This is a genomic window from Rhodococcus sp. ARC_M5, assembly GCF_022810405.1.
Taxonomy (GTDB): domain Bacteria; phylum Actinomycetota; class Actinomycetes; order Mycobacteriales; family Mycobacteriaceae; genus Rhodococcoides; species Rhodococcoides navarretei.
In genome coordinates this window covers 202,271-215,844 of the sequence record NZ_JALGQE010000001.1, presented here as the reverse complement: position 1 = coordinate 215,844, position 13,574 = coordinate 202,271, and the positions used below count along the sequence as shown (strand labels likewise).

16 protein-coding genes are annotated in these 13,574 nt (G+C 63.5%); 8 read left to right on the top strand and 8 right to left on the bottom strand.

Translation table 11 applies throughout. From position 1 onward, the window contains the following. The first annotated feature begins 155 nt into the window (after nt 1–155). Nucleotides 156–1,724, top strand: a complete 1,569-nt coding sequence (locus MTX34_RS01040; RefSeq protein WP_243608142.1) for a PucR family transcriptional regulator — start codon at nt 156–158, stop codon at nt 1,722–1,724. Nucleotides 1,725–1,733: 9 nt separating this feature from the next. Continuing rightward, the gene (locus MTX34_RS01035; protein ID WP_243608141.1) at nt 1,734–2,366 is read left to right on the top strand and encodes a DUF2461 domain-containing protein; all 633 of its coding nucleotides are present in this window, start codon (nt 1,734–1,736) and stop codon (nt 2,364–2,366) included. Nucleotides 2,367–2,376: 10 nt separating this feature from the next. Here the strand turns inward: MTX34_RS01035 and pucL are convergent, their stop codons facing one another. From pucL to uraD (MTX34_RS01015), 4 genes are read right to left on the bottom strand one after another with little or no spacing between them, the layout of a single operon-like run. Continuing rightward, nucleotides 2,377–3,297, bottom strand: a complete 921-nt coding sequence (gene pucL, locus MTX34_RS01030) for a factor-independent urate hydroxylase (protein ID WP_243608140.1) — start codon at nt 3,295–3,297, stop codon at nt 2,377–2,379. A gap of 1 nt (nt 3,298) precedes the next feature. Then, a complete protein-coding gene (uraH, locus tag MTX34_RS01025) occupies nt 3,299–3,625 on the bottom strand; it encodes a hydroxyisourate hydrolase (protein WP_243608139.1) in 327 nt (108 codons plus the stop codon). After that, nucleotides 3,622–4,125, bottom strand: a complete 504-nt coding sequence (gene uraD, locus MTX34_RS01020) for a 2-oxo-4-hydroxy-4-carboxy-5-ureidoimidazoline decarboxylase (protein WP_308198455.1) — start codon at nt 4,123–4,125, stop codon at nt 3,622–3,624. Before uraD (MTX34_RS01020) ends, uraH begins: the two co-directional genes overlap by 4 nt. Nucleotides 4,126–4,135: 10 nt before the next feature. Beyond that, a complete protein-coding gene (uraD, locus tag MTX34_RS01015) occupies nt 4,136–6,040 on the bottom strand; it encodes a 2-oxo-4-hydroxy-4-carboxy-5-ureidoimidazoline decarboxylase (RefSeq protein WP_243608138.1) in 1,905 nt (634 codons plus the stop codon). Nucleotides 6,041–6,215: 175 nt separating this feature from the next. Between uraD (MTX34_RS01015) and MTX34_RS01010 the strand changes: the two genes are divergently transcribed. Continuing rightward, entirely contained in the window at nt 6,216–6,752 is a 537-nt protein-coding gene (locus MTX34_RS01010) for an NTP transferase domain-containing protein (RefSeq protein WP_243608447.1), read from the top strand. Between the two features lie 39 nt (nt 6,753–6,791). On the opposite strand, the gene MTX34_RS01005 is transcribed toward MTX34_RS01010, so the two are convergent. Next, a complete protein-coding gene (locus MTX34_RS01005; protein ID WP_243608137.1) occupies nt 6,792–7,352 on the bottom strand; it encodes an alpha/beta fold hydrolase in 561 nt (186 codons plus the stop codon). A gap of 168 nt (nt 7,353–7,520) precedes the next feature. Here MTX34_RS01005 and MTX34_RS01000 point away from each other — a divergent pair, with 168 nt between their 5' ends. The 5 genes from MTX34_RS01000 (at nt 7,521) to MTX34_RS00980 (ending at nt 10,537) form a co-directional block, all read left to right on the top strand. After that, nucleotides 7,521–7,922 carry a VOC family protein gene (locus MTX34_RS01000; RefSeq protein WP_243594870.1) on the top strand — a complete coding sequence of 134 codons (402 nt, stop codon included), beginning with the start codon at nt 7,521–7,523 and terminating at the stop codon, nt 7,920–7,922. Nucleotides 7,923–7,927: 5 nt separating this feature from the next. Beyond that, nucleotides 7,928–8,569 (top strand): class I SAM-dependent methyltransferase, encoded by a 642-nt coding sequence (locus MTX34_RS00995; RefSeq protein WP_243608136.1) that lies wholly within the window; start codon nt 7,928–7,930, stop codon nt 8,567–8,569. Between the two features lie 27 nt (nt 8,570–8,596). Next, nucleotides 8,597–9,424, top strand: a complete 828-nt coding sequence (locus MTX34_RS00990; RefSeq protein ID WP_243608135.1) for a hypothetical protein — start codon at nt 8,597–8,599, stop codon at nt 9,422–9,424. A 76-nt stretch (nt 9,425–9,500) separates the two neighbouring features. After that, entirely contained in the window at nt 9,501–9,977 is a 477-nt protein-coding gene (locus tag MTX34_RS00985; RefSeq protein WP_243608134.1) for a DUF2306 domain-containing protein, read from the top strand. Continuing rightward, nucleotides 9,974–10,537 carry an AAA family ATPase gene (locus tag MTX34_RS00980; protein ID WP_308198453.1) on the top strand — a complete coding sequence of 188 codons (564 nt, stop codon included), beginning with the start codon at nt 9,974–9,976 and terminating at the stop codon, nt 10,535–10,537. Before MTX34_RS00985 ends, MTX34_RS00980 begins: the two co-directional genes overlap by 4 nt. Nucleotides 10,538–10,546: 9 nt before the next feature. Here the strand turns inward: MTX34_RS00980 and MTX34_RS00975 are convergent, their stop codons facing one another. From MTX34_RS00975 to MTX34_RS00965, 3 genes are read right to left on the bottom strand one after another with little or no spacing between them, the layout of a single operon-like run. After that, entirely contained in the window at nt 10,547–11,233 is a 687-nt protein-coding gene (locus MTX34_RS00975) for a haloacid dehalogenase type II (protein ID WP_243608133.1), read from the bottom strand. Further along, nucleotides 11,230–11,649, bottom strand: a complete 420-nt coding sequence (locus MTX34_RS00970; protein WP_243608132.1) for a DUF1707 domain-containing protein — start codon at nt 11,647–11,649, stop codon at nt 11,230–11,232. The genes MTX34_RS00975 and MTX34_RS00970 overlap by 4 nt, the downstream gene beginning before the upstream one ends. Before the next feature lie 7 nt (nt 11,650–11,656). After that, entirely contained in the window at nt 11,657–13,450 is a 1,794-nt protein-coding gene (locus MTX34_RS00965; protein WP_243608131.1) for an acetyl/propionyl/methylcrotonyl-CoA carboxylase subunit alpha, read from the bottom strand. Nucleotides 13,451–13,574: the final 124 nt, after the last annotated feature.

Here is a 13,574-nt window from a genome sequence, read left to right as displayed (position 1 = left end):
ATGTGTCATCTCGAACTGTAGTGAGTATCTGTTACCGATCTTCGGTCGTTCGGCGATACGCCCGAAACTCGGAGGAAACAACACACACATACTGTTTCTACCTACGAGCTCAGCTGTTTCGAGCGCGTTCAGCGAAGGCCGGGGGAGGAACAGCAGTGCAGGTCAAGGACTTGCTCGACGCCACGCAGCTCGGCATTCGATTGCTCACCTCCGATACCGACGCCCTTGGCCGCACGCTCCGATGGACGTACACGACCGATCTGCCCGATCCGTCGCGCTACATCGCCGGCGGCGAGCTGGTCATCACCGGTCTCGTGTGGCATCGAACGCCTGCTGACAGTGAGATGTTCGTCCAGGCTGTCGCCGAATCGGGGGCTTCGGCACTGGCCGCCGGTGAAGGGCTCCTCGGCCACATTCCACCCGACCTGATCGACGCCTGCGAGCGACACGGATTGCCGCTGCTCGCGGTGCCAGAGACCGTCTCGTTCGGTGAGGTGACCGAGTTTCTCGTCGGCCGTGTCACCGGAGACCGCATCGCCTCGCTGAACACCTCGCTCGTCCGGCAACGGCAGCTGCTCACCGCGATCGCGGACGGCAGAGCCCTCGACGAGTTGGCGCTGCACACCTCCAGGGAAACCGGGATGGCGTGTCTGATCTTCACGGCGACCGGACGTCGGCTGGTGGCCGAGGTCTCGGCGTTCTCCGATGCCGACGTGGACATGCTGACGGACGCTGCGCTCTCCTCCGAAAGGCTGCCCACGACAACAACTCTCAGTGACGGCGGTGTGTACAGTATCTTCGGCATCGGGCCGTCGCTCGTGCAACGGACCACGCGATGGTTCCTCGCGGTGGCGGGAGACATGACGGCGTTCCCACCCGCCATCTCCGATGCGTTCGGCCAACTCGCGGCCATCGCCGCGCTCGATCGTGCTCGACGCGAGGAGGGACGGCTGGTCCGACGCGAAATCGCCGACCAAGCAGTGGCGTTGATCGAAGCCGACAGCACCGGACCCGAAGCCCTGACGAGGCTGCGTCAGGCAGGAGTCGACCCGGATCGTTCTCTGATCGTCGTCAGGGTCGCCCACAGCGGACGGATCGACCTGCGCGAGATGCTGCGTACCGTGCTGAGCGACACGCTGACCTCTTTCGGTGGCGGATGCGTCGGATGCAGCACGCACGGCGACATCGTCGCGGTCGTCAACACCGATGACCCGAACTTCACGCACACTTTGCGAACCCGATTGAGCCGCTTGGGTTCCGGCATCGGACACAGCCGTCTGCTCGTGGGCGTCAGTTCCGAAGCGACCGGAATCACCATCGACGGCGCGCTGCGATCGGCGCGTCACGCACTCGAAGTCAGCAGGCAAGGGTCGAGCCCGGTGACCGTCACCGCGGGTGCGCAACTGACGTCGGCGGTCTCGATGCTCTCGGCTCTGCCCGACGACGTGCGTCGGTCGTTCGTCGAGCACGTTCTCGCTCCGTTGCTCGACTACGACCGGCGGACCGATGCCGGTCTGACCGATACCCTCCGTGAGTTTCTGGCCACCGGTGGATCGTGGAACAGAACAGCCGAGTCGTTGCACGTCCATCTCAACACCGTGCGCTACCGAATCAAGCGAGTCGAGGAGTTGCTGGGTCGCGACCTCAATTCCACCTCGGACCGACTCGACGTCTATCTCGCGCTTCAATCCATCCCTCGTTCGTCGGCCACCGGGGCCGCATAGGATCGAGTAATGACTGGCTTCACCGGAATACCCTTCGCGGCACTCGACTTCTACGAGGACCTCGAAGCCGACAACAGCAAGCTCTGGTGGAACGAGCACAAGGATGTCTACGACACTGCGGTCAAGGGGCCGATGACGGCGTTGCTCGCGACACTCGAACCCGAGTTCGGTGCTGCCAAGATCTTCCGCCCCTACCGTGATGTCCGTTTCTCCAAGGACAAGACCCCGTACAAAACCCATCAGGGTGGATTCGTCGCTCGCGGCGACAGTCTGGGCTACTACGTCCAGATCGACCCTGCCGGCTTGTTCGTTGCAGGCGGCTTCTACAACTCCTCGACCGACGGCGTTGCCCGCTACCGCCGCACCGTCGACGACGACGTCCGCGGAGCCGAGCTCGAGCGGATACTGGCGGCGCTGACCAAGGCCGGATACGAGATCGGCGGCGACAAGCTCAAGACCAAGCCGCGGGGATACGAGCTCGACCACCCGCGCATCGACCTTCTGCGCCACAAGTCACTCACGGCGGGCAAGCATTTCGGCTCGCCGGCCTGGCTGGAGACACCCAAGGCCGCGACGAAGGTGCGCGATGCCTGGCGAGCTCTCACCCCGTTGGTGGAATGGACTGCGGCGCTGCATACGTGAGCGCAGCGCTCTATCCGACGACAGAGTATGTCCGCCAGGCACTTCCGGCATCCGGGGCATCCTCGCGCTCGACGGTTGCCTGAATCAGACCGTACGGCCGATCGTCCGCATTGAACACCTCGAGATTGTTCTCGATGCCGAACTTGCCCAGGTCGTAGACGAAGTGATGCTTGTTCGGTGCGGACATGGTGATCTCGGCGATGAACGGATACTTCTCCAGCACCGCCTCGCCCATGGCGTACAGGGTCTGCTGCAGAGCCAGCGACTGCAGATTGGCGAACCGCTCGATCATGGCCGCCTTCACGCCCGCGTAGACGGTGTCCCACTCGACGTCGGTGGTGGTGTATCGCCACTGGGCTGTCAGCGATGTCGCCATCACCCGGTCGGTCGTAGGCTCGAGAATTGTCAGGTCGTCCTCGAGGAATCCGTGGAACTCGGAGCCCGTGGACTTGAGAATCACCATCTCCTTGAAACCGCTGATCACCCACGTCCGCTGTGCATCGCCCTTGCCCTCGACGGTCACCGCCGACGTACGGATCTCCTCACCCTTGCGTGTCCACGTGTGATCGTGCTCGACGCCGTCGATCACCGCGCGAGCCCAGGCGTATTCCTCCAGTTCGATGCGGGCACCGTCCACGGGCTCCACATCGTCGACGTAGTGGCGAGCCAGATCGAGGCCGTAGCTCTCCAGGTGCAGTAATCCCTTGGTCTTCGCGTATGCGTATGCGGTCTGCTTCTGAGTATCGGTGGGAAGCACATTGGACTGATCGCCCACCAGGTGAGCGGGGGAGAAGTCCCCACGCAGAGCACTCGAGACGTTGATGTCGTGGATCTCGTGCCGAGGCGAGTCCCGATAGATCCGCACCACACGGTTCTCCGCCTTGCCGTACTGATTGGATCCGAGGACGATCTTTCCGGTCAGGTCGGTCATGTCAGCTCCCGCGATAGGTCGAATAAGCAAAGGGGGACAGCAGCAATGGGACGTGATACTGGGCATCGGGATCGGTCACGGTGAACGAGATCGACACCTCGGGGTAGAAGCTCGGTGTCTTCGTCGCCTCGAAATAGTCGCCGGTGTCGAACGAGAGTCGGTAGATGCCCGGATCGATCGGCCCCGGTACGACTTCCCCGATGCGGCCGTCCCCGTCGGTGGTGGCGGTGGAGATCTCGCCCTTCTCGGGGTGGAACAGCCGCACCCGCATTCCCACCGCGGGTGTTCCCGAGGTGGCGTCGAGTACGTGCGTCGACAGCCCGGTCACTGTTCCGGACCCAGCATGCGGCCGAGGCGAATTCGGTTGATTTTGGCCAGTTCCACGCGGAGCACCCGTCTTTCGGTTTCGGCATCGTTGTCGAGCCTCTCCTCGAGGATAGCGAGCAGGTCCTCCGCGGATCTGCCGGTGGCGCACACCAGGTAGACGTGCCCGAACTTGTCCTCGTACGCGCGGTTTCTCGCCGCCAACTTTTCGCGTACCTCGGTGCCTGCGGTCGTCACCGCAGCCTGCTCACGTTTCGACGACGGGTTGTCGGCCTTACCGCCGATCCGGGGATGGCCGTCGAGCGCGTGGTCGATCTCCGCCTCGGGTAGCTCGGCGAGCACTCGATCTGCTCTGTCCAACAGCAGGTCTCGACTGTCGAAGGGGCGACCCTGGGCCACTCGACGGGCCCAGATCGACGATGCGCAGCACTCGTAGAGTGCATGCATCGCCTGCCGATCACTGAGCCGATTGAACCCGTCGAGCCCTATCCATTCGTGCAGCACATCTCGCTCGCTATCTGAAGTCGTTGATGCGCCCGAACCGCGCGGCCGCGATCGGGTTGGCGTCGGCCACGAGATCGTCGAACCGGTAGTTCGCGATCTTGGCGATCTCGATCATCGCGAACGACCGCTCCGCCGACGGTGCGTTCTCGACGCGCGACCACCCGTTGGCCAGGACTCGATCGTAACGTTCGGTCTCCCGTGCACAGATCACCAGCGGGAAGCCGAAGTGTTCGCGGTATTCGGCGGCGAGTTGGACGATGTTGTCGTGCTCGTCCTCCTCCAGGTTGGACAAGCCGACGTGGTCCGCCGCGTTGAGGGTGCCGGTGGCGTCCTCGCTGCCGAGATCGGGGTAGCTGTTGATCAGCTCGATCTGTTCCTCGGTGGTGCCGGCCAACAGTGCCTCCTGGAAGGCCTCGCGCAGACCGTGCGCATCGGCGAAAGGCCGCTGCTGGTAGGCGCGTTCGACAACCCACGGGGTGCCCTGCACCAAGCCGCCGAACGTGGCAGCGAAGTCCTCGGCGGACATCTCGTTGACCGTGTCGAGGGTGATGCCCTTCCCCGGACCGCCAGCGACGGCCTGACCTCGGTTGCCGATGTGGAAGAACAGCACGTTGAGCACGATCGCGGAGACCGCGCCGAGAACGATGCCACTGCCGAACAACATTTCCAGCCAATCGGGCACACCCTCGGAAACCGTCGGTTGAATGGTCACGAGCATCGCGAGCCCGAGGCTTGTGGCGACGATGATCAGGTTGCGGTGATCGGTGAAATCCACCTTCGACAGTGTCTGGATTCCGACCACGGCGACGGTCGCGAAGAGGGCGAGCGCGGCTCCGCCCAGCACCGGGGGTGGGATCGATGCGACGACGGCTGCCGTCTTGGGTAGCAGGCCGAGCAGAATCATGATGCCGCCGGCCGTGGCCACCACCCACCGGCTGCGCACACCGGTCAGGCGGACCAGGCCGACGTTCTCCGAGAAGGCCGTGTACGGGAACGAGTTGAACGTACCGCCGATGACGGTGGCTACTCCGTCCGCGCGCAGAGTCGCTGCGATGTCGTCCTTCTTGATGCGCTTGCCGACGATCTCACCCGTCGCATACACACTGCCGGTGGTTTCGACGGCGATGATGAGCATGACGACGATCATCGAAATGATCGCGACGACACTGAATTTGGGCACACCGAACAGGAAGGGCTGCGTGAAGCCGATCCAGGACGCCTCGGAGGTGCCGTCGAAATTCATGTCTCCCAGGACGAATGCGACGGCACTGCCGATCACCAGGCCCAGCAGCACCGCGATGGTGGCCATGAAGCCCTTGAAGAACCGTTGGATCAGCACGATGATCAGCAGCGTGCCGATCGCGTAGGCCATCCACCGCCCGTTGGACGGATCCTGTTCGTGAGTAGCAGGATTGGTCACTGCATCGTTGACTGCGACGGGGAGCAGCGCCACTCCGATGATCGTGATGACGGTACCGGTCACCACGGGCGGGAAGAAGCGCAGCAGCTTGCTGAAATACGGAGCCATGAAGAACGTGACGAGACCGGCGACGATGACGGCACCGTAGACGTACAGCAACCCCTCGGTGCCGCCGCCGTTCGCCATCGCGATCGCGATCACCGGAGAGACACCGGCGAACGTCACACCCTGTAGGAGCGGCAGGCGGACGCCGACCTTCCAGAATCCGACCGATTGAATGATCGATGCGATGCCGCAGGTGAACAGATCCGCATTGATCAGGTGAATCAGTTGTTCGTTGGTCAGTCCGATCGCGCTGCCGATGATGATCGGTACCAAGACAGCGCCTGCGTAGAACGCGACGACATGTTGGAACCCGTAGGCGGCAAGCTTCGGAACCGGGAGAACTTCGTCGACAGGATGGACACGTCTGCGTGTGGTGGGCTTGACGGACATGGGTGGGCACCTCGCGGAAGCAACAGGGCAGGATTCCTGCGACGCTGCAGGAGAAGTGCACTAAGAATCAGTCATCGCGCCTATCCTCGCTAGTCGAGCGCGCACAAACTTGTCGACGTACTCGAGTCGGATGTTGTGCGAACATCCAAGACTCCAATCGAGAGCGAAAGGAACGATCGTGTCGGACGTTGCCGTCGGAGTGCTACTGGCCGCCGGCGCCGGAACGCGATACGGATCGCCCAAAGTTCTCGCCCACGACGGGCTGTGGCTGAGGACAGCGGTGCAGGCACTGCGCGACGGCGGCTGCGATCGTGTGGTCGTGGTGCTGGGCGCGGCGGATGCCCCCATGCCCGACGGCGTGATCGCGGTAGACACACCCGACTGGCACCAGGGTATGAGTGCCTCCTTCACCGCCGGGCTGTCGGCGGTGTCGGACGCGGAGTACGCGGTGGTGCACGTGGTCGATACCCCGGACGTCGGACCCGAGGTGGTGCAGGCAGTACTCGCCGCAGCGCAGAAAACCGGCCTCGCCAGGGCAGTGTTCGACGGCCGCCCCGGCCATCCGGTCGTGCTGGCGCGTCGACATGTCGAGGCAGCCGTGGCATCGGCGTCGGGAGACTCCGGTGCCCGGGATTTCCTGCGGGGAAGAGACGACGTGATTGCCGTCGAATGTTCGCACTGGGCAACGGGAATCGATCACGACTATCGGTGAGCGGACACCCAGCCTGCATGCTCGACCGAGTCGGTCTCGTCATCGACTACGAGGATCGGGACCAGTAAAAGCGTCCCCGCGGGGACGCCCGATTCCGCGGATCTCGGCGGCAACGGCGTCGATCATGCCGTCGAACTGATGACCACCGGTCGGGAACTCGACCACTGTCGCCGACGGGAGAGCCTTCGAGTTCAGCGCCAGATGAGAAACGGGAACCACGTCGTCGTCCTGGCAGTGGACCAGCGTCAGGTCGGTCTCGGGCTCCGGGTCGGTGAACGCGTAGTCGGCCACGTCCCACCCACACGGAGTCCAGTCCGGCATCGCCAACAGGGTGGCCCGTGTGGGCCGTTCCCGGCGATGTTCTGCCAAGACCCCGACGAGGACCGAAGCGCCGAAGGAATGCGCAATCACCGCATCGTCGGGTCCAAGCTGGTCCAGTTGCTGCCGAACCGGCGCGGCCCAGTCTTCGAAACCCATGGCGGTGTCGGACAGCTCCGGCATCCGAAGGTCGAGGCGCAGAGCTCGAGCCAACCCGTGCGCCAGCTCCGCGTCGTCGAGAAATCCGCCGGCACCGTGAACGAACAGAAGTCGACCGACCATGCTGGGTTCCTCTCCTCGGCAATGCTGTCATCGAAGAAGACCGAATCGGGGCCGCGAAGTCACCGGTTGACTCCGTTTCGGGGTCCGTGCGAGCATCGTCGGCAGCGTCGCGTGCCGATGACGGACTGCGTCAGGCATGGAGGCGTCGTACTGCCCAGGAGGCAGCGCATGTCCATTTCGTTCGATCACACCATCATCGTTGCGAAGAACAGTTCCGATTCTGCGGCATTCTTTCGCGACGTGTTCGCACTGCCAGAGGCGCCGTCATGGGGGCCGTTCGTCAACGTCCAACTCACCGACGGCACGCTCGTTCAATTCGCCGAGCCCCCTTTCGATGATATTCAGTTTCAGCACTATGCGTTTCGGGTCAGCGACGATCTGTTCGACGCGGCCTACACCAGGCTGGTCGACCGGGGCGTCGAGCACTGGGCCGATCCTCGGATGACCGAACCCGGCACTGTCAACACCGACCACGGTGGCCGCGGAGTGTACTTCCGCGACCCGACCGGGCACTTCTTCGAGATGCTGACGCACTCGTACCTGCCGACGCCGGGTGAGCCGGTACCGTAGCCATTGTGACCGAGCAGCAGCATGTTTCGATGACGAGGGCCGCCTACGACACCGTCGCCGAGAGCTACGCCGACCTCGTTCGTGACGAACTCGACGGGCGACATCTCGAGCACGGACTGTTGGCGACATTCGCGGACCGAGTGTCGAGCGGCGGCGTTCTCGAAGTGGGATGCGGAACCGGCCGCATCACCGAACATTTGCACCGTCTCGGCGTCGACGTAGCAGGAATGGATTTGTCGCCCAACATGATCGAGGTCGCGCGGCGCGAACACCCATACCTGCGATTCGAGGTCGGATCGATGGAGGTAATGGACGCGGGGGACAGCACCCTGGCGGGGATCGTCGCCTGGTACTCGATCATCCACACTCCACCATCGCACCTGCCTGCCGTGTTCGCCGAACTGCATCGAGTGCTGAGGCCGAACGGTCCACTGCTACTGGCATTTCAGTCCGGCGACGAGCGAGTGCGGCTCGAACATGTCTACGGACATTCGGTCTCGTACGACGCATACCGACTCGACCCCGACGCGGTCGTGAGCATGCTCGTCGACGCAGACTTCGAGGTGGACGTGCGCGTGCATCGAGCTCCGATGGGATACGAGTCGACATCGCAGGCATTTCTGTTGGCCCGCAAGCGAACATCGTGACGTCTCGAGACCGGTAGGATTTGCCCGATGCATGCACCCCGCCCACGCGTTCTCTTCGTCACCGACCTGGCGTATCTGTCGAAGGGCCGACGCTATTGCGACAAAGATATTTTTCTGTCGTCACAGCTCCGCGAGTGGGTCGACATTGCGCTGTGTCATCCACTCGAAGCGCGTGCGCTGATGGACGCCTTCGATGTTGTCGTGGTCCGGAACTCCGGGCCCGTGCTGGGTTACCAGGATGCTTTCGACGCGTTTGCTCGTCGTACGCGCGAGAACGGAACGAGGGTCTTCACCCAGCTCACCGGGAAAGGCGACCAGCGAGGGAAGCAGTACCTGGTCGATCTTTTCGCAGATGGTTTTCCGGTCATCCCTACCGTCGACGACCCGCAGGACGTCTCGCGTTTACCCGAGGTGAATACCTATGTGGTGAAACCGAAATGGGGTGCCGACTCGATCGGCATGCGTCATGTCGAGCGCGCCGAATTATCGGAAGCAGAGCCGGGCAGCCTGATTCAGCCGCGAATCGATTTCGTGTACGAAGTGTCGTTCTACTTCATCGACCGCACGTTGCAATACTCCTTGTACGCTCCGGACCCCGGCCGACGCTGGGACTTGGAGCCGTACTCGACTACTGCTCAGGACGAAGAGTTCGCGCAACGATTCGTCGACTGGAACGACATCGACCACGGAATCACCCGGGTCGACGCATGCCGCACCGCCGACGGAGCGCTGCTGTTGGTCGAGCTCGAAGACCTGAACCCGTACCTTTCACTCGACCGGCTGCCCGAGATGCCACGTCGAGAGTTCGTGAACAACATGGCGCAGGCAATCCTGGCACTGAACGCCCAACCGTAGCGGGCGCAACCAGTCGGGTACAGCACGCTCGTCGCTCTCGATTCGGTAGCGTCGAGGCCGCGAAAGGTGGTGGCCGATGCCGATCACGGTGCTGCACATCTCGGCCGCGCTGCTGTCGGTTCTGCTCGGGGCCGTGATTCTGCTCGCGCGCAAAGGGACGCCGCGTCACCGGCGCTGGGGGCGTGTGTACGGCGTCGCCCTGCTGGTGATGGTCGCGTCGTCGTTCTTCATCACCGACCTGCGGGGCGGCTGGAGCGTGTTTCATGCAGTGTCGATCCTGACGGCCGCGCTGGTGCTGTTCGGGTGGTGGCAGCCCGTGTTCGGGCGCTCTCGAGCGGGTTGGGTGCGACGGCACATGCTGTCGATGCAACTGTCCTACCTGGTGCTCATCGTGACCGGAACGGCCCAGTTCTTCGATTACCTGCCTCTTCCGAACGACGCTCTCAACGCCATCGTTTTTCTGCAGTTGCCCCTGATGGTCGGGATCGTGGCAATCATTCGACGTAGTCGACGACCTATCGGTTCCCACGATTCGCTACCGTCTTCTCCGTGATTCTCGGACCGCACGATGCAGTGTCCCGTCGCCCCGCGAGGATCGTCGTCGCGGGGACATCCGGTTCCGGAAAGACCACGCTGGCCGCTCGCATCGGGTCCTTGCTCGACATCGAACACGTCGAGATCGACAGCTTGTTCCACGGCCCGAACTGGACGCCGCGTCCGACGTTCGAGCGCGATGTCGACGAGTTTCTTGCACGCCCGTCGTGGGTCACCGAGTGGCAGTACAACATCGTCCGTGACCGTCTCGCCGATCGAGCCGAGCTGTTCCTGTGGCTCGACCTACCGCGTCGAACAATCATCCGGCAGGTCATCGTTCGCACACTCCGTCGTAGGTTCGGTAGGCAGGAGCTGTGGAACGGGAACATCGAACCGCCGTTGCACCGAATCTTCTTCGATCGCGAGTACATCGTCCGGTGGGCCTGGAGCACCTACCGGTTGACGACCGAGCGGGTGCAGCGACTGAGTGTGCGCTGCCCAGAGCTGACGATTGTTCGCTTCCGTTCGCACCGGGATGTGGACGCGTGGATCGCGCACCAGCTGATTCCGCTGACGTGACAGGTGCTGTCAGCAGCCCAATTGCGTTGCGAGAGACTCGATCGAGTCGACGCTGTAGGTCCAGTCCGACTCCGCAACGAGGTCGGCAGTCTGACTCGGCCCGTGTTCGAGTGGACGGGCGACGAATGCAGTTGCGAAGCCACAGTCCGCGGCCGCAGCGAGATCGCTGTTGTGTGCGGCCACCATCATGCACTCGCTCGGCTCGACACCCAGAATGTCCGCGGTGCGGAGATACGCGTCGGGCATGGGCTTGTACGCCTGTACCGGTTCCGCGCCGAGGATCGCATCCCAGGGCAGTCCGGCATTCTTGGCCATGTCCAGCAGCAGCGAGATGTTTCCGTTGGAGAGCGGAGCGACGATGAATTCGGTGCGGAGCCGGGTGAGCCCAGGCACCGAGTCCGGCCATGGATCCAACCGATGCCAGGCGTGATTCAAGGATGCGACATCACTGTCGTCGAGCCGAACATCGAACTCCGACAGTACGACTCGAAGAGACTCGAGATGCAGTACATCGAGTCGGGTGAACGGTCGACTGCCCGATCGAACCTGTTCCATCGCCGGTTGATACAGGCTGCGCCAGCGGTCGGCAAATGCATGGCTGTCGACGTCGGAACCACACACCGATTCGACCTCGCGGGCCACGCTGGTGCGCCAATCGACCACCGTGCCGAACACATCGAACAGAAGCGCCTTCAACGATCCTTCTTCTTTTTCTTCGAATTCTTCGAGTGACCGCCTGCGGACAGCAAGGCACCGGCGAGGGGAATGAGAAGGAAGAAGAGCCAATTCTGATCGAAGTCGGTGAGGAAGAACAATGCCAGTGAACCGAAGATGACCAGGGGCATCACCACTGCGCGCCAATCGATTCCGGCACCGCCCTCGGCCGGTGCCGGAGACTTCCCGAGCTGGGCGGGTGTGTGCGACGTCGAAGTAGCGGGGAGATCGACGAATACCTTGTCGATCTCCCCACGCGTCGTCGCCGAAGCAACGACGGCGCTGCGCTCGTCGAATTCGGGCACAGTCAGCCGCCCCTCACTGAAGTGCAGGCTCAGTGCCTCGAGGGCCTTCTCCCGATCGGCCGTACCGATCCGAATTTCCGGAAGCTCGGACATCGCTACGTCATTTGATCTCTGCGAGGACGGTGCCTTGGGTGATGGCGTCGCCTGCGGTGACGGTCAGGCCGGTGATGGTGCCTGCTTTGTGGGCGTTGACGGGGTTTTCCATTTTCATCGCTTCGAGGACGGCGACGAGGTCACCGGCGGCGACTTCCTGGCCTTCTTCGACGGCGACTTTGACCACGGTGCCCTGCATCGGTGCGGTGACCGAGTCTCCGGAGGCGGCTCCTGCTCCGGCACCGCCGCGGGTACGGGCTTTGGGTTTACGCCGCACCGCACCGGCATTCCCGCCGTTGTTGCCGCCGAGGGACAGTTCCCCGGGCAGGGAGACCTCGACACGTCGGCCCCCGACCTCGACGACGACGGACTGGCGGGGTAGTGCGTCGTCGTCGTCGATCGGCTGGCCGGCGGTGAACGGGGGTACCTGGTTGTCCCATTCGGTTTCGATCCAGCGGGTGTGCACCGCGAACGACTCGCCGTCGCCGATGAACGCGGGATCGGAGACCACCGCAGCGTGGAACGGGATGACCGTCGCCAACCCGTCGACGGTGAACTCCGCGAGCGCGCGGCGCGAGCGTGCGAGGGCTTCGTTGCGGGTGGCTCCGGTGACGATGAGTTTGGCGAGCATCGAATCGAACTGGCCACCGATCACACTGCCGGATTCGACACCGGAATCGACACGCACTCCGGGGCCGGAGGGGGCGGTGAAGGTGGTGACCGGTCCGGGGGCGGGCAGGAACCCGCGGCCGGCGTCTTCGCCGTTGATCCGGAACTCGAACGAATGCCCGCGTGGTTCCGGGTCCTCGGTGATGGACAGTTCTTCGCCGTTGGCGATCTTGAACTGCTGCAGCACGAGGTCGATGCCGGAGGTTTCTTCGGTGACGGGATGCTCGACCTGCAGTCGGGTGTTGACCTCCAGGAACGACACGAGGCCGTCTTGGCCGACGAGGTATTCGACCGTCCCGGCTCCGTAGTAGCCGGCTTCGAGGCAGATGGCTTTGGCGCTGGAGTGGATTTCTTTGCGTTGGGCGTCGGTGAGGAACGGGGCGGGGGCTTCTTCGACGAGTTTCTGGAAGCGGCGTTGCAGGGAGCAGTCGCGGGTACCGGCGACGATGACGTTGCCGTGTTGGTCGGCGATGACCTGGGCTTCGACGTGGCGTGGCTTGTCGAGGTAGCGTTCGACGAAGCATTCCCCACGCCCGAATGCGGCGACGGCTTCGCGGGTGGCCGAGTCGAACAGTTCGGGGATTTCTTCGCGGGTGCGGGCCACTTTCATGCCGCGCCCGCCGCCACCGAATGCGGCTTTGATGGCGATGGGGAGGCCGTGTTCGTCGACGAACGCGAGGATTTCGTCGGCGTCCTTGACCGGTTCGGAGGTGCCGGGGACCGACGGTGCCTTCGCGCGGGCGGCGATGTGGCGGGCGGTGACCTTGTCGCCGAGGTCGCGGATGGACTGGGGGGACGGTCCGATCCAGATCAGTCCGGCGTCGATCACGGCCTGGGCGAAGTCGGCGTTCTCGGAGAGGAATCCGTAGCCGGGGTGGATGGCGTCGGCACCGGACTTGGCGGCGGCGTCGAGGATCTTGTCGATCACCAGATACGACTCCGCCGATGTCTGCCCACCGAGGGCGAAGGCTTCGTCGGCCAGGCGTACGAACGGGGCATCGGCATCGGGCTCGGCATACACAGCGACACTGGCCAACCCGGCATCGGCGGCCGCCCGGATCACCCGCACCGCGATCTCACCACGATTGGCGACAAGAACCTTGGTGATCTGAGCACTGGCATGGCTGGGCACTGAGCCTCCTACGGATGTATTTCTCGCGTGCATCGTTGCGAACGTCACGTCGGAGTCTAAGCACCGGCACTGTCATCGCTGCAATCGGTCCACACAGCTGCAGTGCATCGGTGGCGAGCCGCCG

Coding starts and splice junctions, on each gene's coding strand:
- MTX34_RS01035 (WP_243608141.1), top strand. CDS start 1,734: ATGACTGGCTTCACCGGAATACCCTTCGCGGCACTCGACTTCTACGAG.
- pucL (WP_243608140.1), bottom strand. CDS start 3,297: ATGACCGACCTGACCGGAAAGATCGTCCTCGGATCCAATCAGTACGGC.
- uraD (WP_243608138.1), bottom strand. CDS start 6,040: ATGTCCGTCAAGCCCACCACACGCAGACGTGTCCATCCTGTCGACGAA.
- MTX34_RS01005 (WP_243608137.1), bottom strand. CDS start 7,352: ATGGTCGGTCGACTTCTGTTCGTTCACGGTGCCGGCGGATTTCTCGAC.
- MTX34_RS01000 (WP_243594870.1), top strand. CDS start 7,521: ATGTCCATTTCGTTCGATCACACCATCATCGTTGCGAAGAACAGTTCC.
- MTX34_RS00990 (WP_243608135.1), top strand. CDS start 8,597: ATGCATGCACCCCGCCCACGCGTTCTCTTCGTCACCGACCTGGCGTAT.
- MTX34_RS00985 (WP_243608134.1), top strand. CDS start 9,501: ATGCCGATCACGGTGCTGCACATCTCGGCCGCGCTGCTGTCGGTTCTG.
- MTX34_RS00970 (WP_243608132.1), bottom strand. CDS start 11,649: ATGTCCGAGCTTCCGGAAATTCGGATCGGTACGGCCGATCGGGAGAAG.